Raw genomic sequence first — 19,754 nt, 5'->3', positions numbered from 1 at the left:
ATCTATTGTTGTTCCGGCTTCAGATCTATCCCCTGCTTCTCTATCTCTGTATCCAAATGCCTGCTATAACGTTCCATGAAGTGAAGCATACTGTCAAATTGTGCATCCGTGACCTGCGCGAATATCTCTTGGTCCCTCTCCCGGAACTCCTGGTGCAGGTCCTCGTGAATTGTGAATACTTCTTCCCCCAGCCCAGTCAGCCGGAAATAGATTTCCTTCTTATTATCCGGCTTCCGGTAGCTCTCAATAAGCCCTTTGGCCATAAGCTTCTTGGCGATTTTGCTGATAGCACCATTTGTCATATAAAAAGCTTCCGCAAGCCGGGTCACGTTGGAGTCCGCATGCTTGCCGATATATTCGATGCAATGGATCTCCGAAGACTTATATCCCTCAAGAGCAACCTCCATCTTATTCTTATTCAGCCAAGCCATCTTGTTAAAGACATTCCGGAATTCATTCATAACCAAATCTTCCTTGTTCATGGCCAAGCCCCCCTGCCGCTGCTGCGTTAACAATATTAAATATTATATGAACTCCTATGTATGTGCAAATATGTATGTGCAAACCCGGTTCAGCCCTCCGGATTCAATAGCCCATAATACACGATATCCTCGTAGGTGCCGTTCTTATAGATCTGATCCTTAAGTGTACCTTCATAGCTCATGCCGCATTTTTGCATAATGGCCCCGGAGGCGGGGTTCGAGGCGAAATGCCGGGCATATACGCGGTGGTACTGCTTCTCCTTAAATACGAATCCGATGACTGCCCGTGCGGCCTCCGTCCCGTACCCTTGGCCCCAGTGTGCTTCTCCGATCCAGTAGGCAAGCTCCCCGTTATGATAGGACTGCTGGTGTGAAATGCCGATAGCCCCGTACAGCCGCCCGGTCTTCACGTCAGTCACAGCAAATTCATACATCCGGTCACAGTTAAAGTTCTGTTCATGCACTGCAATCCAGCTCTCTGCGCAGTCTTGGGAATACGGAAACGGCAGGCTCAGCGTGCTCCGGTAAATATTATAGTTATTGCAGTATTCAGTTACTTCAGGCGCATCTTCTATTCTGAATGGGCGCAGCAGCAGCCTGTCTGTTTCGAGCGTGTGTTCTGCTTCATTATATTTCATATTCAGTCACCTCACATTTACTTTACATAACTATTCTCGAAAATGTCCATGAAAGCCGTCACCCGGCGGGCTTGTTCCGCTGCTTCTGCATCCTCTGTCTTCGTAATTTGCCATCCGTATGTACCATACTGCTGATAATTGGCTAAAGATACTGCACGCAGGCCGAATTCCTCCCGGATCGCCTTCAGGCCCTTGGCATAATCAATCTTCATCCGGGCAAAAGCCTGATCCGGGTCCTTAAATACAGCATAGCCCTTACGGTCAGCTCCGATCGCATAAGCGGGATTGTCCCCCCACTGTGCAGTGTCTACTGAGCCTTTGATTCCCGGTGCGCCGGCAATATACTCCTGAACGGATTCATTCTGCTTGCCTGCAGACTGCAGGCGGACCGCGAAAGTCCAGACTGCTGCCCCTACAATCAAGAGCACCAGAGCCAGGGCAATACGCCGGTAACGCCCATTCCTTGCTGCCATCATGATACCTCCTTGGGATAAATAAAATAACCCCACAATGTGGGGCTTTGGCTATGGGGTTGACTCAATTAACCAGCCTTAACTTCCGCTTATTGGGAAGGCTGATCAGAAGATCCACTTCAATATAAAAACGAACAGAACAATGACCGCCACAGCAATAACGAGATCCGTTACCTGCCTCCAAAACCCGGTAATGCCTTCAGTATGAAGCTTGCGCGCATTCACATCATGATTGGCTTTATGGCTGTCAGGATCCGGCAGTCTCGGACTTGGTCCGGATGGAAAGGAGCTATTCATGGGATCACCTCCCTTTTCACTTGATTATACACCATTTACTCTCATTAATGGATTTCGAATCAGTGAATTTCCATTTATTCCGTAATCAATACTGATTCACACCGCCCGGGTCAGCTTGCCGATAACCTCACGGCTGTATTTCCGTTTGGTAATGTAATAGAAGCTAAGCTGGAATACGAAATAGATTGCGACCACAAATGAGGTGTTCTTCATGAATTCAGACATGATATCCGCCCCGCTCATTACATGGGTTATCAGGTAAATGAAGCAGTAGCCGAATACACTACCCAGCACTAGCGGTACAAAGAACGTAATCAGCAGCTCTGCCGAGACAACCCTGCGGATTTCCTGATCACTGATCCCGATCTTATACAATTTGCGGAAAAAGCTTACCGAGTTGCCCATCTCCGTATACTGCTTGAAATACAGCACCATCCCGCCGGCGGCAAAAAACAGCACTCCGATCAGCGAAGTCACGAAGACGAACAGCGAGTAGTTCTGCTTCAGCATGTTATAGGAATCCAGCTTGGAGGCAACCGGAAACAGCTTGCCGCTTCCGTCCGCGCCGCCGGCATCCAGCAGTTCCTTAAGCTGATGAATAATCTTACCGGTTCCTTTCCAGAAGACAAAATCAATGCCGTAATGCTTGGCAATGGCCCCCGGGCCCACGTCGGCCAGCATTTTCTCATAATCACTGGTATTGACCACAACTCCTGAGCTCGAAGGATAGGTACTGGGCGTAGCGAACCACTCCCCGTGATAGGAGGCCGCCACCTTATAACTGAAGCTTCGGTCCCCATCGGACAGCACAAGCTCTTCGCCCTCGGCAATTCCGTGATTGCCCGGCTCCCAGGCCGTAATAATGTTAACAGCTCCCCCTTCCGGCACTTCCAGCTTATTGCCTGTAAGGCGCTCATACGCCTCTTGCGAGATTACCGGCTTCGATTTCAGCCGATCGTATTTATCCCCGTCGAGGTTCATCTGCAGTGTCAGGAAGCTGGTCTCTACCACCTGGCGTACTGGCTCATCTCCGTGCTTCAGCAGCTGCTCGAGCTCAGATCCGGTCAAGGCATGAACCCCGTCCACCTGCACAAATTCGGCGTCATACGGATTCCGTTCAGCTATGCTGGCCGACAGCTGCAGCAGTGAGAACGGTGAGGCCACCAGGAAGATAGTCATCCCGCTGAGAATGCTCAGAATGAACAGAATCCGCTTGTTCTGATTAAATTTGTGATGAATTTCGGTGATCGGCAGGATGTGATGGTAATAGAACTTTTTATTCCGCAGGAAGGCGACAATGGTGTTCCCGAAATAGGCGATAACCATATACACGCCGGTGAAGCTCATAAGGATATAGATTCCGATCATCAGCGGATGGGTATTCAGACTCTCCCGGCTGGAGATTACAACCAGATAGATGACCGAGAGCAGCAGCAGCACTGCGCCGAGGATGCCCCGTCTTCCGTCTTTGTTATCCGTCTTATTATCCCCTCTGCGGGAATCCTTCATCAGCTCTGTCAGCTCCAGCTTGTTGATCTTCTGCATGGACAGCAGCTGGGAAACAGCGAAGATGACTATAAATACCGCTGCCGTAACTGCAAAGCTGGCGGCATCCAGCGAGAAGGACACTCCCTGCAGATCCAGCAGGTCGATCGCCACATTCTGGAACAGCCGGGAGAATACGGCCCCTGTAACGATACCGGTAACCATGGAGATCAGGCTAATCAGCAGGTTCTCAAGTGCGGTAATCTTCTGCAGCTCGGCCTGATGCATCCCGAGGGACATGAGAATGGCAAACTCTTTGCTCCGGGCCTTAATGAAGGAGGAATGGGCGTAATTGATGAAGAATACCGAGAACAAAGTAAGCGCTACCAGACTCATCAGGAATACGATCCGGATGACTTCCTCCGTTCCTCCCGAACGGATACTCCGGTTGAAATAGAGCGCTGCATACAGGAAGAAGATTGTAATGGCAAAGGTGCTGCAAAGAAAGTAGGAGAAGAAATTTCTGGCACTCTGCTTGAAATTCTTGAAGGCAATATCTCTAAATGTCATTTCTTTCCCCTCCGATAATAGCCAGGCAGTCAAGAATCTGATCGAAGAACACCTTGCGGATCCCGCCGTTTACGATTTCCATGCAGATCGCCCCGTCCTTGATGAAGATAATCCGCTGGCAGAAGCTTGCTGCATAAGCATCATGGGTGACCATCAGGATGGTGCTGCCGCGTTCACGGTTCATCCGTTCCATGCATTTCATCACGGCAGCAGAGGATTTGGAATCAAGATTCCCTGTCGGCTCATCGGCAAACACAATATCCGGATCATGGACCAGCGCCCGGCTGACTGCTGTCCGCTGCTGCTGGCCGCCCGAGATGTTGTACGGATATTTCCCGGCGATATCGTGGATATCCAGCAGCTTCATAATCTCTTCGCTTTTCCGCTCCATCTCCTCTTTATCTTTCTTATCCAGGATCAGCGGGAGCATCACGTTCTCCTTCAGTGTCAGACTGTCCATCAGATTGAACTCCTGGAACACAAAGCCCAGATGCTTGCGGCGGAACAGCGCCATTTCATTCTTGTCAAAGCCTGTAATATTCTTACCGGCAATGGTTACCTCGCCGTAGCTTGGCTTGCCGATTCCGCTCAGAATATTGAGTAAAGTGGTCTTGCCGCTGCCGGACGGCCCCATAATACCGATGAATTCACCGGCCTCTACATTGAAACTGACTGAGTCCAGCGCCACTGTCGAGCTGTCCCCACTTTGCACTCCATACACCTTCCTGATATTTCTTACCTCAAGTACGCTCATGCCGCTCTCCTCTCAGTACAGTTATGCTTGCCTTGACTCCATTGTAGAAAATCTGGCCATGATGATCCATTCATTTAGGTTATGCTTTCTTTCATTTTTGAAAGATAAGTAATCTTCACCTCCGTGCCCTTGCCCGTCTCAGAAGTAATCTCCAGGGAATGGCCAAGCTTGCGCGAGATTTCTGCGCACACGAAGAGGCCGATGCCCGTAGCCTGATGGGCGGAACGTCCGTTTTTCCCGGTAAAAAAAGGCTGGAATACCCGCTGCAGGTCCACCCTGTCAATCCCGATGCCCTCGTCACGAATAGATAGCACCGCCTTGTCGCCCGCCCGCCAGGCGCGGAAATGAACCGGCTTGCCTTCCTCACCCGCTTCAGAGTATTTGATGCTGTTCGAGATAATTTGCTCCAGCAGCACCGTATTCCATTTCCCGTCCGTAGTGATCAGAAGGTCGTCCTCCGGCCCGTCGATTACCGGATACACATGGTTGTAAATGAATTGATTCCGCATGCGGTTGATGATGCCCCGGAGTGATTCCATCAGCCCGATATTCTCAGGCAGGCAGTCACGGGTGAACTGCTCCAGCCGGAAGTACTGCAGCACCTGATTCAGCATCCCAAGAATCCGGTCCTTCTCCTCGGCCAACTGTTCCATTGCTTCTGACGGATGAATATCCGGCTCATTCAGCTTGTAGTTCTGTACAATCAGATCAATAACCGAGAGCGGCGTCTTCATGCTGTGAATCCACTGGGAAATGAACCTATGGGTGTTCTCTGCCTTCGCCCGGACCTCGTAGAGCTGCTCCTGATAGCTCCGGTGAATCTGCCTCATTAAGGTAATGTATACCTGCTGCTCAGCGGAATAAGGCTTATCCTCGATGTCAATATTCTCCGCCAGCCGGCGCAGCTCCCTGGTTGTACCCGCGTACCGGAAGAACCGGTAGCCCATGAAGATGAGATAGATATATGCATAAATGCTGAAGGGATACAGAAGCCGGATACTGCTGCTGAGATAATGATTGCTGTATAGGCTAATCAGCACATGGCTGAGGAAATAAACCACGGTGAAATCCCTCTGATCCCGCAGGAACTCTTTGATCAGTCTAATGCTCATGCGCATCCGCTCCCAGCGCCAAGGTATCAAAGATATAACCGACCCCGCGCTTTACCTTGATCACATCCTGGAATCCGAGACTCTGCAGCTTGCCCTTTACGCGGGTGACATTGACGGTCAGTGTATTATCCACTACGAAGTGCATATCATCCCACAGCTCCTCGAGCAGCACCTCCCGGGTAACGATGGAATCGCGGTGCTCCAGCAGCTTCTTCAGCAGCTTGTATTCATTTTTGCTCAGCTCTTCAGTCATGCCGCGGCACGTTATGCTGAAGTTGCGTTCATCCAGATGAAACGGAAGTGCTGCCGGCGGCTTCTCCGCTTTGGGTGCATATTCCCCGTAATTTCTGCGCAGAATGGCCATGATCTTGGCCAGCAGCACCTGCAGGTTAAGCGGCTTGACGATATAATCATCTGCACCAAGCTCCATACAGAGTACCTGGCTGGATTCTTCATCCCTGGCGGAGATGATGATGATCGGCATTGTGGTTTGCCTGCGGAAGACGCGGCAATAATAGAAGCCGTCATAGTACGGAAGATTCAGATCAAGCAGGATCAGCTGCGGGGCCTCCCGTTCGAAGAAGCTCTCCACCTGCAGGAAGTTATCGACCGCAACAACCTCATAGTTATATTTGCGCAGGATATCTGTCAGCAGCGACCTGATCCTGAAATCATCTTCCACGATCATAATCTTGAACAAATGATACACCTCTTCCTGAAATTATAGTATGACATGCCCTAGGGATGAAAAAAGCCTGCTGCAGCTGCCAGCAAGCCTGAGTGTAAATCGGTTATATCATATTCTATGTATTCCTGAAGCATAGACAGTTAAAAAGCTAACTGCACAGAGCCGTCTGCATAGATATCTACCCGCTGGGCACAGAGCAGCATTCCCGGACCGGCCGCCGTACCTTTGAGACGCAAATCACTTTGCCTGCGTTCCCACAGCTCCCGGTCATGGATAATATCATACAGGAAATAGCTCCCGGCGTTCGCATCTGCAGATTCCATTTCCTCTACGAAGATGAAGTCCGCTGCGAATAATCCGCGGAACCAGCCGGCCGCCTCCAGATGGGAGCGAAATTCCGGCAGATCCTGTTCGAACCGCTCTGACAGATAACGCTGCTTGAGCCGTCCGATTCTTACATAGTACTCTTCAAGATTATGCGGAGTAATCATCACTAACCTCCCTCTTAAGTTTGAACAGCTGAAATTTGCATAAAAATATCATATTTTCACCAGGTTGGATATGACTTTGAGCATGAATATAAGACTATCCTCCATGATGTATTCAGAGTTCTCTGTGGCGGGTAGTAAATGATGAAAGCACAAACACGGGCTTCAACTGCAGAAAGGAGTATCTTCTTTGGAAAATGCCGACATCATCGCAATTTCGGCCTTGTCTCTTGCTTTTATTCTCATGCTAAGTGTGTTCAGATTGAAGAAGCGGGTAACTGAGCTTGAGGTGCAGCTGCAACAGCAGCATGCCTACGGGGGAGCTGGCGGAGGCATGGGAGCTGCCAGCTCCACCGGCAGTCCAACACCGCTGAATGTGCATAACCTGGAGATTGCCCCGGATCTGGAGCGCCGGCTGTACCTGCTGCTCGCCGAAGGCAAGAAGATTCAGGCGGTAAAGGTGATGCGGGAAGCGCGCAATCTGTCCTTGCGGGACGCCAAGGAATTCGTCGACAAGCTGGAACGAAGCGGAAGCTTCCGCTGACCGCAGCCAATTGATCTTATACTTCAAACAAGCCCCCGGACTCCGCAGCAGAGCGGCATCCGGGGGCTTGAATTTAATTCTGGCCGGGGCTTTTCAGCCCGTACACTATATATCTTTCTTACTAAAAATACGCAGGGAAAGCAGATAAGAGCCATAAATAATAATAATATAGGCCAGTATTCCAATAACCACGATTACGGAATTGCTGATATTTCCGGTCTGAACCCACTCTGAAAGTGCCGGATATCTTTTAGTTAAACTCGATAATGCCGTTATATTGAACATAATCAGCATGATAAATACGAAATTCACCACCTGCTTCCCTTTTTGTCCCAGCCAGTAGTACAGCGGCAGGTAGAAGGAAGCAAGCAGCGGAAAAGCGGCAACAGACAGGCCAAGCTCCCTCCAGCGCAAAGGTTCATCCAGCCGGCCCATTATAGTGGCAAACGAGAACAGCAGCAGCGTGCAAATGAGGCTGAACAGCGTAAAGGGAATAAGCGTCAGATACTTGGCCAGAACGAGCCGTTGTCTCGGCAGCGGCAGACTTACCAGAAATTTCAGATTATTATTCTGCATGTCAATTGTACAGGCGTTGACCAGCATCAGCATTGCCGGGAATAAAGAGAACAGTGTATATCCCTCTGCATTTGTATAACCCATTAACAGATAGTAAGGAATGAGCAGCAGCATAAATTTCCGGGTAAGCACAAAGTCTTTGCGGATCAGATACATGGAGCTATACATGGGCTTCACTTCCTTTTACCGTAAAGTACATAATTTCTTCCAGGGTGGGCTGCTCGCAGATGGCGGTGTCCTTGAAATAATGTTCCCCCTCAGCACGGTTCCTGATCAGCCCTTCGAACCCGAGCCCGCTCTCACGGAGGCCGACGAACCAGCGCCGGACATCCCGGTCGAGCAGCTCCTTCTTGCCTTTAACCAGCAGATATTGCTCACTCAGCGTTTCCTTCATCTCGTTAAATATAATCCGTCCCTCATTGATGAACACTATGTAGTCGGCGATCCGGTCCAGATCCGTAGTATTATGCGTGGAGAACAGAATTGATTTCTTCTCATCCTGGATATGTTCGCTTAGCAGCTCCAGCATCTCCCTGCGGAAGATCGGATCAAGCCCTGAGGTCGGTTCATCCATAATCAGCAGGTCGGCACCGTGCGAAAGGGCGATGGCGAGCGAGAATTTGATTTTCATCCCCTTGGACAGGTCCTTGATCTTCTTGCCCGGAGACAGCTTGAACAGCTCCTGAAACTTCACATAGGTATCCTCATCCCAGCGGGCGTAGAACGGGGCTATAATCCTTTTCATCTGCCTGATCGTAAGATTCTCATAATAGATATTCTCATCCGACACATAACCGATACGCTCCTTAACGGCTGCCTGATGCTGCTGGTTATTCTGGCCGAACATTGTGATGCTGCCTTGATCCGGATGGGTCATACCCATCATCATGCGGATCAGCGTGGTCTTGCCTGCACCGTTCGGGCCGATCAGCCCGGTAATGAAGCCTTCCTTAACCGAAAGGGAAATATCCCGCAGGTCAAACCGGTCGTAGCTTTTGCTTAAATGGTCCAGTTGGATTACATTGCCCATCTCTATTCTTCCTCCTCTTCGTAGAGCAGCTTCAGCATCTCCGCCAGCTCAGCATATTCCATACCCAGCAGTCTGCTCTCATCAATAATTTCCTTCAGTTTGTTCTCAACGATCCGCAGACGCTGCTCCCGGATATATTCCTGATCTGCCCCGGAGACAAAAGAGCCCTTCCCGACGATGGAGTTAATCAGCCCCTCCCGCTCCAGCTCCTCATAAGCCCGCTTCGTCGTAATGACACTGATCTGCAGCTCCTTGGCAAGCAAGCGGATGGAAGGCAGCGGTGTCCCGGAGACCAGCTCCCCCTGGAGAATCATCTGGCGGACTTGTCCCGCGATCTGGGCATAGATCGGTTCACCGGAAGTACTTGATATCAAAATATTCATGCTCTGGCACCAGCATCCTTTGTAATCTTTGTATTTAATGTATATATGTAATATATACACTATGATCAATGTTGTCAACCCGTACCGCTAACGATTCTAAGTAATGCTATGTATGACAGAACAGGCAGCTTCCTGCCGTCAGCAGGATTCCAAGCTGCCTGTTCTGTTCCAACTGCTTATGCTGCTCAGGAAGCTGCACAGCAGCGAATCTTATAACACACCGGCCACCCAGAGGAAATGGCAGACTACCTCCTTCTGCAGCCGCACGCGGAGGGGGAAGTCCAGGCTCCAGCACGTCTCAACGGTAACAGCCCTGGCTCCGAGATGCTGCACGGCCAGCCGCGAGGTTCCGGCACGTTCCCGCTGGCGGAGATTGAAGCGGTATGCTTTGTTTGTAATGGACCGGTTCATCCGCCGGATGATCCGCCGTGCAGTCCCTGTAGCGCTGCTGCCCCGGCTGATCAGCAGCGTCTGGCCGACCCGCCGCGGATTAAGCTGTGACAGCCCGTTCGCTTCGTGCAGATCCAGATACCAGGACGGACGGTAACGCAAGGCGAGCTGATACAGTGCTGCGGATAACGGATGGCTGGCCTTTGAGCCTGCTCCTGCCGGGAAGGTCCGGTTCAGGTCCGGCCGGCCGCGTATCCCTTTACGGCGGGCTATAACATTCACCAGCGGAACAATAATCAGCTTGCCCCGGCGCAGAGTCATCTCCCCGCGGAGGAAACTGCCGGCTAACGCCTGGGCAGCCCGGGTGCTTGCCGGCTCATTGCCGTGGATCCCCGATATGATCATAAATACGGGACCGGGGCTGACACCGCTTATAACATAATAAGGCGTAGCATACGGAGTACCGGATGCTAACATATGCTTCTGGACAGACACTGGCGTTCCACCTCCGTTTAGGTTTACCGCAGCTGCAGGCTTTTTGAGAAAGGATAAGCTACAGGCTCATAAACCGATTATGCTGTAATGTATGCTTGTGCTCACCAGCGGATTGGACGCACCGTCAAACAGCACAAAATAACCCCACAAAGTGGGGCTTTGGCTTCGAGGCTGACTCAAAAAGATGCCGGATGCAGTCCAGTCAGGACCACACCCGGCATCTTCCGATACAGAGGTTCATTATGGGTGAAGCACTACCCGGTTCTTTCCGCCGGTCTTGGCCTCGTGCAGCGCCTTCTCCGCTGCAGCAATATAATCCGCTGGACGGTCAGCAGGGAGAGGCAGCTTCAACAGGCCGCCGATACTCACCGTAACTACTCCCTCTTCCTCATAACGGTCACGGGGAATCTGCAGATCGTAGACACCTTTGCGGATTTCTTCTGCCAGCTGCTCTGCCTCCCCGCCAGAAGTTCCGCTCAAAGTGAGAATAAAAGCTGCCCCGCTAAAGCGGGCGACGAAGCCGCCGTGCTGTCTGGCAATCAGGTTCACTGCATCGGCTACAGACTGAATGCACAGATCACCGCCCTTTAATCCGTGCACAGCATTGTAGGCATGGAAGTTATCTATATCAATGGACAGTATGAGCAGCGGATGCTGTTCCTGCAAGCTATCCTTCCACTTCTGCTCCAACTCCTGCATGAACGCCTGCCGGTTGGGCAGATCGGTTAACGGGTCTGTTGCCAGATAACTCTGCAGCTGGCTCGTTGCACTGGTATAGTCCCCGCCCTTCGCATCCGTTGCCGATTCTTTGCTGAGGACAGCCATAATAGACGGTTTGCCTCCATGAAATACGGAAGCCAGAGTCAAATTCAATTCAAGCAGATTCCCGTCAGCAGTCAGGAATTGTCCGCTTCCGGTGATGACCTGGCTGGAATCCCGGCTAAGCTTCAGGAAATACTGCTGTAAGGCAGCGCGGAAGCCGGTATGAACATAATTCTGGAACGGCTTCCCGATCAGCGTCTTCTCCTTCTCCACTTCCATCAATGCAAGAGCCTGTTTATTCTGGTAGGTGATACGTTCATCCGTAATCATGAAGAACGCTACCGGGGACAGCTCCATCAGCTGGAGATACCGCTGCTCATTATGGCGGAGGCTGCGTGCGGTCTGCAGCGCCTGCTCTTCAGCCTGCCGCAGCTGATGCTCGGTCTGTCCCTGCAGAATCGACTGGAGCTGCGGCAGTATATTAAGGTGCTGCTCCTTCCAGGGAAGTGAGGTAGACTGGACGACCTGGCGCCATTTCTCAAAAGATTTACGGGGAGACAGCCGCACTCCGTCATTCTCCTGGATTACAGCCTTGGCCGGATCTCCAGCCCAGTCCACGATCTCCACCACCTCCGGCCGGAACCAGATCATATAGTTCTGCTGCCCGGGAGATAAGGCCAGATACATGACCCCGGATGCTTTGTCTTTATATGCTTTGGCTGCCTCGTATTCCAGACTTAGACGCGAGGTGCTGTAGGTGTAATCCTTGGCTCTGCCCGAGAGCCAGCCGGCCAGCTCCCGTACCTGACCGGGAGCCGGAGTAGTCCCGTACAGCATCAGCCGGTCCTGGTAGCAGACAGCTGCGCCGGAAGCCTCCATCATGGTGAGCAGCGTCTCTTTCTCCTCTCCCAGCTGCTCAATAATGCGGAAGGAGCTGGTGTTGCCGGAGAATGCAGAGGCAATTCTCGCTGCCTTATTGCGCATCTGCAGCTCTGTCTGATAGGTATCCAGCTGCTGGCGCTGATACAGCTCGCTTGAGAAGAAGGCGCCGAGGAAATTGCACAGGTTACGGACACGGTGCGGGACGTATTTGGGTGAATAATGATGGCAGGTCACCAGTCCCCAAAGCTTGTTATCATGAATGAGTGAGATGGTCGTGGTCGCACCAACACCCATATTCTGCAGGTATTCTATGTGCAGCGGGGAGACACTGCGCAGAATGGACAGGCTGAGATTCAGCGGCTTCCCCGTCAGGGGCTGCAGCACCGGAATAATCGGAACAGGCACATAATGGACATCGACAATCGTCCGCAGCCAGTTACGCAGATACAGCTCACGGGCCTGCTTCGGAATGTCAGATGCCGGATAATGATGGCCGAGGAACGGCTCAAGCCCGGCTTCCTTCGCCTCAGCTATGACCTTTCCGTTCCACTGCTCGTCAAATTCATAGATCATCACCCGGTCATATCCCAGCATCTCCTTCACCTGTTCTGCCGCAACCTGGCTGGCTTCGATCCGGTTCGCTGTATTCTTGATCCGCCCGAAAAAAGTACGGATCCATTCAAAATCATTGGTGCTGTCACTTTCATCGGCAGAAGCAGGCTCCAGCTCAACAATCATCAGACCTTCACTCTCGTGGATAATGCTGAAGAACTCTGTGATCTTTCCTGCAACTTCTATGTTAAGCACAATATACTGTAAATCTGCAGTTTCCTTGGCATTCACACTGCGTTCGAGCAGTGCCGCCAGCTGACTGTCACCAACAAGCTCTGCCATTGGCGTTCCAAGCAGGGCTTCAGCGTCCAGTCCCAGCAGCGAATCTGTGTTCCGGCTGGCTTGTACAATAATGCTTCCGTTATCCTGCGTCACAGCCAGCAGTACACCATGCGGCTGAATGAACCCGGGAATATGGATCGGCTCCTTGTCACAATTGGTAAGGTCAAGCGCTTCCTGCGGACCAAGTCCGGCTTCGCTCAGCAGTGTCCTGTTAAGCGGATCATTTTCATTCCGTGCATTATAATCTGTCATAGTCGGGCTCCTCCAAAAGATGTGAATAAGTTCATGGCAGACTTACTGCGTATCTTCATTCTAGCTTATTTTTCGCAGCAATAACAAATACCGGGAGCATCCGGAGCAGGCAGCTGATGAACTGTTCTAGTGAAAAGCTGGATTCGCCGTGCTGTATTGCATGAAATGATTAGGTATACTATGGATAGATATAGTAAACTTTGGATATGGAAATTTTGAAAGGATCTACCGCGTTCATATTCCAGTACATTATTCCGGGGAGGACCCTTATGCGAAAATACAAGCGTTCAGGGAGAGATATCGTTTCGTTTCTGCTGGGGTTTGCATCGATCAGCATCATTGCCTTCTTCGTCATCCGCTATATTCTGCAGACGGTTTCGTTTGCGCCTTAGCACTTCAATTTAAGGGTTCTGCAGGTTAATCCACGCAAAAAGGAGCATTGGGGGAATGCTCCTCTTCGGCTTGTATATACCATCATTTAAGTAGCGCTCCCGGGTAAATTGAATCCGGAAGTTATATCAATAAGTTACCTTAAAAATAACAAAAATACAAGTATTTCCTTCTCTGTCCGGGAAAAGGAGAGCATATCAAGTATGCGCTTCCTTGCCGGGCTGCCCATCCGGGCAAATTCGCCTGAATGGACTTTGCCGCCGCTGCCGCAGGACCGTTATAATGAACCTACTCTGCGCAGAGAGTTACCGGGAGAGGAAGTTATACATGGAGACTATGTCCAGTACCACCTGCAAGACAGCCAAGTATACCCATATCATTACCGAAGGCACACATTATGAGGTAGGCCGGGCCCTCGGAGCCTATTACAAGCAGGACTCCGCTTTCATTGCGTTTATGTCCTCACCCTTCATGGGGGCTCCCCCGCTGCTGCCGGATGCAGCCTGCAAAGTAATGGAGAGCTTCGGGGCATATTGTCCGGGGCTTAATGAGGAAATCCAGGGCTTCGCTGATGAACTCGGTATAGCTGCGGAGACTGTGGTGTTCTATTACTCCTATCTACAGCCATCCGGCCATTGTACCCAGGCAGCATTTACGAGCAGCCCCGCAGCAGGCGGACACAGCTGCCATATGCGTACTTATGATTTCGGCTGGGAAGACGAGCCTTATAATCAGCTGCTGCTCACTACTACCCGGGTTAAGGGCAAACCGGCACATACCGGCTTTGCACTGCAGCTGTTCGGCCGGTATGACGGGATGAATGAAGCTGGACTTACGGTAACCACCACCTCGGGGAGAATCCGGCCGGTGATGACCGGCGAGGGGTTTGTTTTTCCGGGAGTGGTACGGGCCCTGCTGGACAGCTGTGAGACTGCTGAAGAAGCCGTGCTGCTTCTGCGCAGTATGCCCGTCTCCGACTACCGTAATTTCCTGATCTCCGATGCTGCCGGTTCCACTGCCCTGGTTGAAGCCGCGGGTACACATAAAGAAATTCAGTATCAGGCGGCCGCAGCCGTCAGTACCGATAAGCTGGTTATATCGGCCAACCACTATACCCTTCCTCCGATGCAGGTACATAATCTGCAGCTCATGGAGAACTCGCAGGCAAGATATGATGCAGCGCGGCTGGCCCTGACCGGTGAACAGATGGCCAAAGATCCCGTCGCAGCCATGAAAGCAGCCGCAGGCAGCGTGTATCCGGCAGGAGTCTGCTGTCATCATTACAGCGAGGGCTTCGGCACATTATGGTCCATGGTCTGCGACAACACCGCCTGTGAGGCGCATGTCTGCTTCGGTTCACCGCAGCTTAACCCCTGGAGAACCTTCGGTTTCGGCGGGCCGGCCGGGGTCACAGCGTATACCGCAGTGCTGCCAGACAGGCCGTCTGCCCCCGGATTTTGGAGTAACGTAAGCTCGTAGAGCAGCGGGTTTGTTTTATACCAAAAACGATCTGTTTATTTAAGTGTACTTCGGAGTCAATTTCATAATTCAGTTTGCTGGATAGCAAGACTGGGCCAAAAGCTGAGTTTGTTTTTTAAAAAAAGTTAGGCCACTTGCTGGGAGTTACTCAACTGCTTGTTCAACTTGTCTAGCGCAAACTTACTCAAATTGTAGGCCAATGTGCTGAGCTGGAAATCGACACTTGCCCGGACGCCGCGGTGACGTGTGCGTTTCATCCCAAAATACTCTTTGAGGTAGGCAAAAACACGTTCTACAGCCGTTCGTTTGTTATACAGTTGCGTAAAGCTCTCGCTCCCTCTTGCTGGGTAAGCGTGCTTTCGCAAATCGGTTTGAATTCGGATCTTAAACACTTTTTGGCAGCCGGATTCGGAAAATGGACAGTCTTTACACTGGTTCGGCCTGGTGTAACGCAGCGTTTCGTATTTGGCATCGAAACTGTCGTAACGGTAGGCGTGTCCCTGCGAGCACACAGGGGTGTAATCCTGGTTCATCCCCTCGGGCGGTTTTTTGTGGTGAATCATTTTAATAATAGGAAAAGCGCCTAAGGAATGAATCAACTGGTAAATGGCTGAACTGTCATACCCTTTGTCGCCCAAGATATGCTTTACGTTTAGCGAAGGGAACTTCAGAAGCAGGCCTTTGAGGAGAACAACCGCCATACGCTGGTCATTGGGATTCGCTGAACTCCATAAGCCACTAACAATATATTGACTGTCCGTATCAACCAGCAGATTTGCCTTGAACCCGTAATAACTGGTGAGTCGCCCCTTCGTATTTTTCTTGTCACAACGTGCGGCATGCCGGGGCAGCGCGGCCAACAGTTCGTCATAGGTGTAAGGCAACATTGCTTCAATGGTTTTCTGAAACGGTCCGAGGCTTTGTTCATAAGCTTCTTGTTCCTCCCGTCGGCATTCTCGTTCTGCATGCGATGGACGTCCACGCTTGGCGTAGGCAGGTTTCTTCGGTGGCCCGTTCACTACGGTGGGCTTCGGCTCCGGGAGTTCAAACTGGAGCTGCGGCTCTGCCACCGAAGCCTCACTTGGCTTTGGTGGACGGCGAGCGGCGCGGCGTTTCGCCGCAGCTTCGCTGAATTGGCAATCCCAAGCCTCCACAATAGAGGAATCCACGGCGAGATGTGTACCGCTAACAAACCCTTCCTCTAGGGCAGACAGGACCAACGAATCCTGCAGGTTCTCGAGCATTCCGGTTTGCTCTAGCGCATGAATCAAACGGGAATACGAGGCTTCACTCGGGATATTGTCGGAGCCGGTAAATCGGCACTGCGCCCGAAACTCTTCACTGTGCAAAAGACGCCAGACCAGAGAAGAAATAAACTCGATGTTCTCCATTTTGGCGATGAGCAATGAATAGATCATCGCAGGTACATTCAGTTTTTCGGGTCGGCCACGGTTACTCTTTTTCCGGAGGGTGTGCAGCACCTTGGAGAGATCTAAGTGCTCAAAAATATGGTTGTATTTATCTTCGGGGTTCATCTGGAACAATTCCTTAAAGGAAAACAGTTCTTCTTGTCGAATTGAATAAATAGGGATTACCTCTTTTCGTTCTCGGGTGGGTTTCGTCGCCTATAAATTCGAGAATGTGGGGAGGTACTCCTTTTTCTATGCTCAACAAAACCAGATATAGCAAGGGTTTTGAATTATGAAATTGACTCCTTCGTACAACTAAATGATCTGATAATCTATCTATTATCGGTTTAGCTGTATTTCGCGCAACTAAACTGCCACGAGCAGCTTGTTTTAACGTATTTGGGCAAATTTAGTTGTACAGACTGCAGCTATCCAATCGAACAATACCTTTTCGTTCCATTTAATTGCACATTATACAACTATCCCTGTGCTTCCTCTTAGAACTGAAGATATCCCCTTATCTATGCAAAAGACCGGCAAATCCCCTCCTTCCCGGAGCTTCTCTGTTGATCTTTTTTTATTTTGCAGCCGCCTGTTGAAGAATTGACGTTACAAACGAGGTCTTGCCTTCACAGTAGGCGTCAATATTATACCGGTACTTCTCCGCAAGCCGCTGTTTAACCGCCTGATACTCTTGGCTGGCCGCAGGGCTGCTGCGCAGATAATCGCGGAAGGCAATATGCTCCAGATAGCCTTTGCCGTCCTTCGGGCAGACATAAAGATGAAATTTCATGAATCCGTCATCCTGCGTGCCCCGGAACGCTTCCCGGCCTTCAATCCCCAGGTTTCCCTGATGCTCATAACCGAATGCTGCCAATCTCTCAATGATCGCCGGCAGATCGTCATAGCTGTCCATTACCAGATCAATATCGATTACCGGCTTGGCTGCCAGCCCCTCGATGGAGGTACTGCCCACATGCTCAGCCGTGATAATCAGATCGCCGCATATCTCCAGCATCCGTGCTTCAATCCGGGCATACTCCGCTTTCCAGGCCGGATCGTATGGCACTACTTCAACAACTTTTGTTCGCTCAGCGATGGTACTCTCCCCCTATTCTTAACATTCCTATTGTGAATTATGGATAAATCAGAGCAAGCTTAACTGCCCGGACCCTCTGGGATAAAATCCAAACTACAACCCATACTATCCTACAGAGACGGAGGTGAACCGCATGCCGAAGAATGACGCAGATCCCAAGTATTCCCGGGCCAATAACAAGGCTGACAAAAAGCACAATCAGCAGAACCACGCCAGTATCACCGAGATTCCCCAAATGCTGGATCCGGATAAAGCAGAGGATTATGTGCCAAGCTTGAATGGCGTGACCAAGAACGAAACCTGACCCCAGCAACTGATAATTCAGCAGCAGCCGAGGACGAATGAAGCGCCTGGTCTGCTGCTGTTCTATTTCTAGACCATGAAGCACCAGCGGACGCCAAATCTGTCGGTCAAAGACGTTAAGCATACACTATAAAAGGTTGGACCTATCGGAGTAATGATTGTGCCGCCGTCGATGAGTATATTATAGGCCTCTCTTAATGCTTCTTCGTTCTCGAACACGGCGACAAGCTCCATTGTCGATTCAGCACCAGCACACTTTTGTCCGCCAAAATCACTGAGCATCACCCGGGTTCCAAGAATATGCATCTCGGCATGAAACACGAATTGATCAGGTTCTTTATCGGGATCATACATAATCGAATCAATCTCCGTTTTAAAAGCCTGTTGATACACTTCAATCGCTTCCGAACAGGCGCCATTCAAATATAATTGGGCTACCAGCATTTGTTCTCTCTCCTTTAGGCAGACAAAATGAATCTATCAATTCTATTGTAAATTATGGATAATAGAGGAGCAACCTTAGAATAGAAACGGAGGTCCAAATCCTGTGAGCCACTATGAAGCTGTAATGTCCAGACTGCGCCAGCATCCGCTCCGCAATATCACGCTGCTCAAAATGATGACCGCCTATCATGATAAAATAGATAGTTACCTGATCGAACAACAAGCGCACTGGGGAGTACTCCTGCTGATGCCTGCCGGCACCTTCGCATATGACAAGCGCACCTACCCGGAGGCGGATACAGTGGTGATGATGGATTACTGCCACCCTGAAGTGTTCCAGGCTTTGCTTGCGCTGCTGCCAATGGATGCAAGATACGTCTTTAAGCTTCAAAAGGAAGCGTATCTTAAGGAACTGGCACCTTATTTTAAGCTGCTCAAGGTCCGGAGCATTTACTCCTACTCCACAGCTGAAGACCAGAGTTTCATACCGGATGCGGATTGTCTAGTCAGTGAGGATCTGGATGAACGGCTGCTGCCGCTCTGGACGGCCAATGATTATTCGCTGGAGGAAATCCGCGGGTACTTTCAGGCAGGCGCATTCTCTGCAACCTTATTTGACGGGGAACTGCCGCTCAGCACCTGTATTGTGTTCCGTAATGAAGAGAGCATCTGGGAGATCGGGGCCGTACATACAGTTCCTGCCGCCAGAAGAAAAGGGCTTGCACAGCGGGTTGTCCGCACAGCATTAGCCCATACCCTGCAAAGAGGCTACATCCCGCGTTATCAGGTGCTGGAAGATAATCTTGCCTCAATCACTCTGGCCGAGTCGCTTGGACTTAAGCTCGCAGTGAAGCTGGAGCACTGGATTAACTATACCCCGGAACAGCTTTTACAAAAATAATTATCTCAAGCCGTTTAATATTATATACTCTATGTAGTATGTATTTGACTATGGAGCATTGCTCACACGATAAAGGAGCCCATTTATGAATGTTCAACCCCCGTCATATGAAGATCAGCAGTATTATCATCCGTATCCGCCGCCGCCACAGCAGGACCAGACAAACGGCAAAGCAATCGCTTCGCTGGTCCTCGGCATTCTCTCTATTTTGACTCCCTTCATCGGACTGATTTTTGGGATCATTTCAATTATTCTTGCCGCGCTCTCCTTCAAAGAGATCCGCCTGCGCTACGAGCAGGGCCGGGGGCTGGCCATCGCCGGTCTGATCTGCGGCATTGTCGGCACGCTTATTTATGTGGCTCTTATCCTGCTGTTCGTTCTCATGGTTGCCATCTTTAATGATGTCAGCAACTACCCTGGAGACTACTTCAACAACTTCAGCAACTTCAACAATTTGAACAGCTTCTAAATTTGAAAATAATAAAAAGAAGCTGAACCGGTTTCGATTACCGGCTCAGCTTCTTTTTATTATGC

The 19,754-nt window shown here is 50.7% G+C and carries 23 protein-coding genes; 6 read left to right on the top strand and 17 right to left on the bottom strand.

Annotation, left to right across the window (positions count from 1 at the left end; translation table 11 throughout):
• Positions 1–2 precede the first annotated feature (2 nt).
• The 9 genes from LOS79_RS07715 to LOS79_RS07675 form a co-directional block, all read right to left on the bottom strand.
• On the bottom strand, positions 3–482 hold the full coding sequence (locus LOS79_RS07715) for a MarR family winged helix-turn-helix transcriptional regulator (RefSeq protein WP_315417741.1): 480 nt from the start codon (positions 480–482) through the stop codon (positions 3–5).
• 89 nt (positions 483–571) lie between these two features.
• The gene (locus tag LOS79_RS07710; RefSeq protein WP_315417738.1) at positions 572–1,120 is read right to left on the bottom strand and encodes a GNAT family N-acetyltransferase; all 549 of its coding nucleotides are present in this window, start codon (positions 1,118–1,120) and stop codon (positions 572–574) included.
• Positions 1,121–1,137: 17 nt separating this feature from the next.
• On the bottom strand, positions 1,138–1,596 hold the full coding sequence (locus tag LOS79_RS07705; protein ID WP_315417735.1) for a hypothetical protein: 459 nt from the start codon (positions 1,594–1,596) through the stop codon (positions 1,138–1,140).
• Between the two features lie 102 nt (positions 1,597–1,698).
• On the bottom strand, positions 1,699–1,890 hold the full coding sequence (locus LOS79_RS07700; protein WP_315417733.1) for a hypothetical protein: 192 nt from the start codon (positions 1,888–1,890) through the stop codon (positions 1,699–1,701).
• A gap of 96 nt (positions 1,891–1,986) precedes the next feature.
• Positions 1,987–3,945, bottom strand: a complete 1,959-nt coding sequence (locus tag LOS79_RS07695) for an FtsX-like permease family protein (RefSeq protein WP_315417731.1) — start codon at positions 3,943–3,945, stop codon at positions 1,987–1,989.
• Positions 3,935–4,699 (bottom strand): ABC transporter ATP-binding protein, encoded by a 765-nt coding sequence (locus tag LOS79_RS07690; protein ID WP_315417728.1) that lies wholly within the window; start codon positions 4,697–4,699, stop codon positions 3,935–3,937. Before LOS79_RS07690 ends, LOS79_RS07695 begins: the two co-directional genes overlap by 11 nt.
• A gap of 74 nt (positions 4,700–4,773) precedes the next feature.
• The gene (locus LOS79_RS07685; RefSeq protein WP_315417726.1) at positions 4,774–5,811 is read right to left on the bottom strand and encodes a sensor histidine kinase; all 1,038 of its coding nucleotides are present in this window, start codon (positions 5,809–5,811) and stop codon (positions 4,774–4,776) included.
• Positions 5,801–6,511: a response regulator transcription factor gene (locus LOS79_RS07680; protein WP_315417723.1), complete on the bottom strand. Its 711-nt coding sequence runs from the start codon at positions 6,509–6,511 to the stop codon at positions 5,801–5,803. Before LOS79_RS07680 ends, LOS79_RS07685 begins: the two co-directional genes overlap by 11 nt.
• Before the next feature lie 128 nt (positions 6,512–6,639).
• The gene (locus tag LOS79_RS07675; RefSeq protein WP_315417720.1) at positions 6,640–6,990 is read right to left on the bottom strand and encodes a hypothetical protein; all 351 of its coding nucleotides are present in this window, start codon (positions 6,988–6,990) and stop codon (positions 6,640–6,642) included.
• 187 nt (positions 6,991–7,177) lie between these two features.
• On the opposite strand from LOS79_RS07675, the gene LOS79_RS07670 reads away from it, so the two are divergent.
• Positions 7,178–7,531, top strand: coding sequence for a ribosomal protein L7/L12 (locus tag LOS79_RS07670; protein ID WP_315417717.1), 354 nt, complete (start codon positions 7,178–7,180; stop codon positions 7,529–7,531).
• Positions 7,532–7,636: 105 nt separating this feature from the next.
• Here the strand turns inward: LOS79_RS07670 and LOS79_RS07665 are convergent, their stop codons facing one another.
• The 5 genes from LOS79_RS07665 to LOS79_RS07645 all read right to left on the bottom strand — a co-directional run bounded on the left by LOS79_RS07665 (position 7,637) and on the right by LOS79_RS07645 (position 13,195).
• The gene (locus tag LOS79_RS07665) at positions 7,637–8,275 is read right to left on the bottom strand and encodes an ABC-2 transporter permease (protein WP_315417714.1); all 639 of its coding nucleotides are present in this window, start codon (positions 8,273–8,275) and stop codon (positions 7,637–7,639) included.
• Complete coding sequence (locus LOS79_RS07660) at positions 8,268–9,137, bottom strand: ABC transporter ATP-binding protein (protein ID WP_315417711.1); 870 nt, start codon at positions 9,135–9,137, stop codon at positions 8,268–8,270. The genes LOS79_RS07665 and LOS79_RS07660 overlap by 8 nt, the downstream gene beginning before the upstream one ends.
• Positions 9,138–9,139: 2 nt before the next feature.
• Positions 9,140–9,520, bottom strand: a complete 381-nt coding sequence (locus tag LOS79_RS07655) for a GntR family transcriptional regulator (RefSeq protein ID WP_315417708.1) — start codon at positions 9,518–9,520, stop codon at positions 9,140–9,142.
• A gap of 210 nt (positions 9,521–9,730) precedes the next feature.
• On the bottom strand, positions 9,731–10,405 hold the full coding sequence (locus tag LOS79_RS07650; protein WP_315417705.1) for a M14 family metallopeptidase: 675 nt from the start codon (positions 10,403–10,405) through the stop codon (positions 9,731–9,733).
• Positions 10,406–10,645: 240 nt separating this feature from the next.
• Complete coding sequence (locus LOS79_RS07645; protein ID WP_315417701.1) at positions 10,646–13,195, bottom strand: diguanylate cyclase domain-containing protein; 2,550 nt, start codon at positions 13,193–13,195, stop codon at positions 10,646–10,648.
• A gap of 269 nt (positions 13,196–13,464) precedes the next feature.
• Between LOS79_RS07645 and LOS79_RS07640 the strand changes: the two genes are divergently transcribed.
• Both LOS79_RS07640 and LOS79_RS07635 read left to right on the top strand, forming a co-directional pair.
• Complete coding sequence (locus tag LOS79_RS07640; protein WP_315417698.1) at positions 13,465–13,587, top strand: hypothetical protein; 123 nt, start codon at positions 13,465–13,467, stop codon at positions 13,585–13,587.
• A 325-nt stretch (positions 13,588–13,912) separates the two neighbouring features.
• Complete coding sequence (locus LOS79_RS07635; RefSeq protein WP_315417696.1) at positions 13,913–15,064, top strand: C45 family autoproteolytic acyltransferase/hydrolase; 1,152 nt, start codon at positions 13,913–13,915, stop codon at positions 15,062–15,064.
• A gap of 125 nt (positions 15,065–15,189) precedes the next feature.
• Here LOS79_RS07635 and LOS79_RS07630 read toward each other — a convergent pair whose 3' ends face one another.
• Together LOS79_RS07630 and LOS79_RS07625 are read right to left on the bottom strand one after the other, a co-directional pair.
• Positions 15,190–16,599: a transposase gene (locus tag LOS79_RS07630; protein ID WP_315411930.1), complete on the bottom strand. Its 1,410-nt coding sequence runs from the start codon at positions 16,597–16,599 to the stop codon at positions 15,190–15,192.
• A 451-nt stretch (positions 16,600–17,050) separates the two neighbouring features.
• The gene (locus tag LOS79_RS07625) at positions 17,051–17,542 is read right to left on the bottom strand and encodes a GrpB family protein (protein WP_315417694.1); all 492 of its coding nucleotides are present in this window, start codon (positions 17,540–17,542) and stop codon (positions 17,051–17,053) included.
• A 163-nt stretch (positions 17,543–17,705) separates the two neighbouring features.
• Here LOS79_RS07625 and LOS79_RS07620 point away from each other — a divergent pair, with 163 nt between their 5' ends.
• On the top strand, positions 17,706–17,876 hold the full coding sequence (locus tag LOS79_RS07620; RefSeq protein WP_315417691.1) for a hypothetical protein: 171 nt from the start codon (positions 17,706–17,708) through the stop codon (positions 17,874–17,876).
• A 68-nt stretch (positions 17,877–17,944) separates the two neighbouring features.
• Here the strand turns inward: LOS79_RS07620 and LOS79_RS07615 are convergent, their stop codons facing one another.
• Positions 17,945–18,319: a VOC family protein gene (locus LOS79_RS07615; protein WP_315417689.1), complete on the bottom strand. Its 375-nt coding sequence runs from the start codon at positions 18,317–18,319 to the stop codon at positions 17,945–17,947.
• Positions 18,320–18,422: 103 nt separating this feature from the next.
• Here LOS79_RS07615 and LOS79_RS07610 point away from each other — a divergent pair, with 103 nt between their 5' ends.
• On the top strand, positions 18,423–19,220 hold the full coding sequence (locus LOS79_RS07610; protein ID WP_315417687.1) for a GNAT family N-acetyltransferase: 798 nt from the start codon (positions 18,423–18,425) through the stop codon (positions 19,218–19,220).
• 85 nt (positions 19,221–19,305) lie between these two features.
• The gene (locus tag LOS79_RS07605) at positions 19,306–19,689 is read left to right on the top strand and encodes a DUF4190 domain-containing protein (protein ID WP_315417685.1); all 384 of its coding nucleotides are present in this window, start codon (positions 19,306–19,308) and stop codon (positions 19,687–19,689) included.
• The last annotated feature ends 65 nt before the right edge of the window (positions 19,690–19,754 follow it).

The organism is Paenibacillus sp. MMS20-IR301, from assembly GCF_032302195.1.
GTDB lineage: Bacteria > Bacillota > Bacilli > Paenibacillales > Paenibacillaceae > Paenibacillus_AQ.
This window is presented reverse-complemented; position numbering and strand designations above follow the sequence as displayed.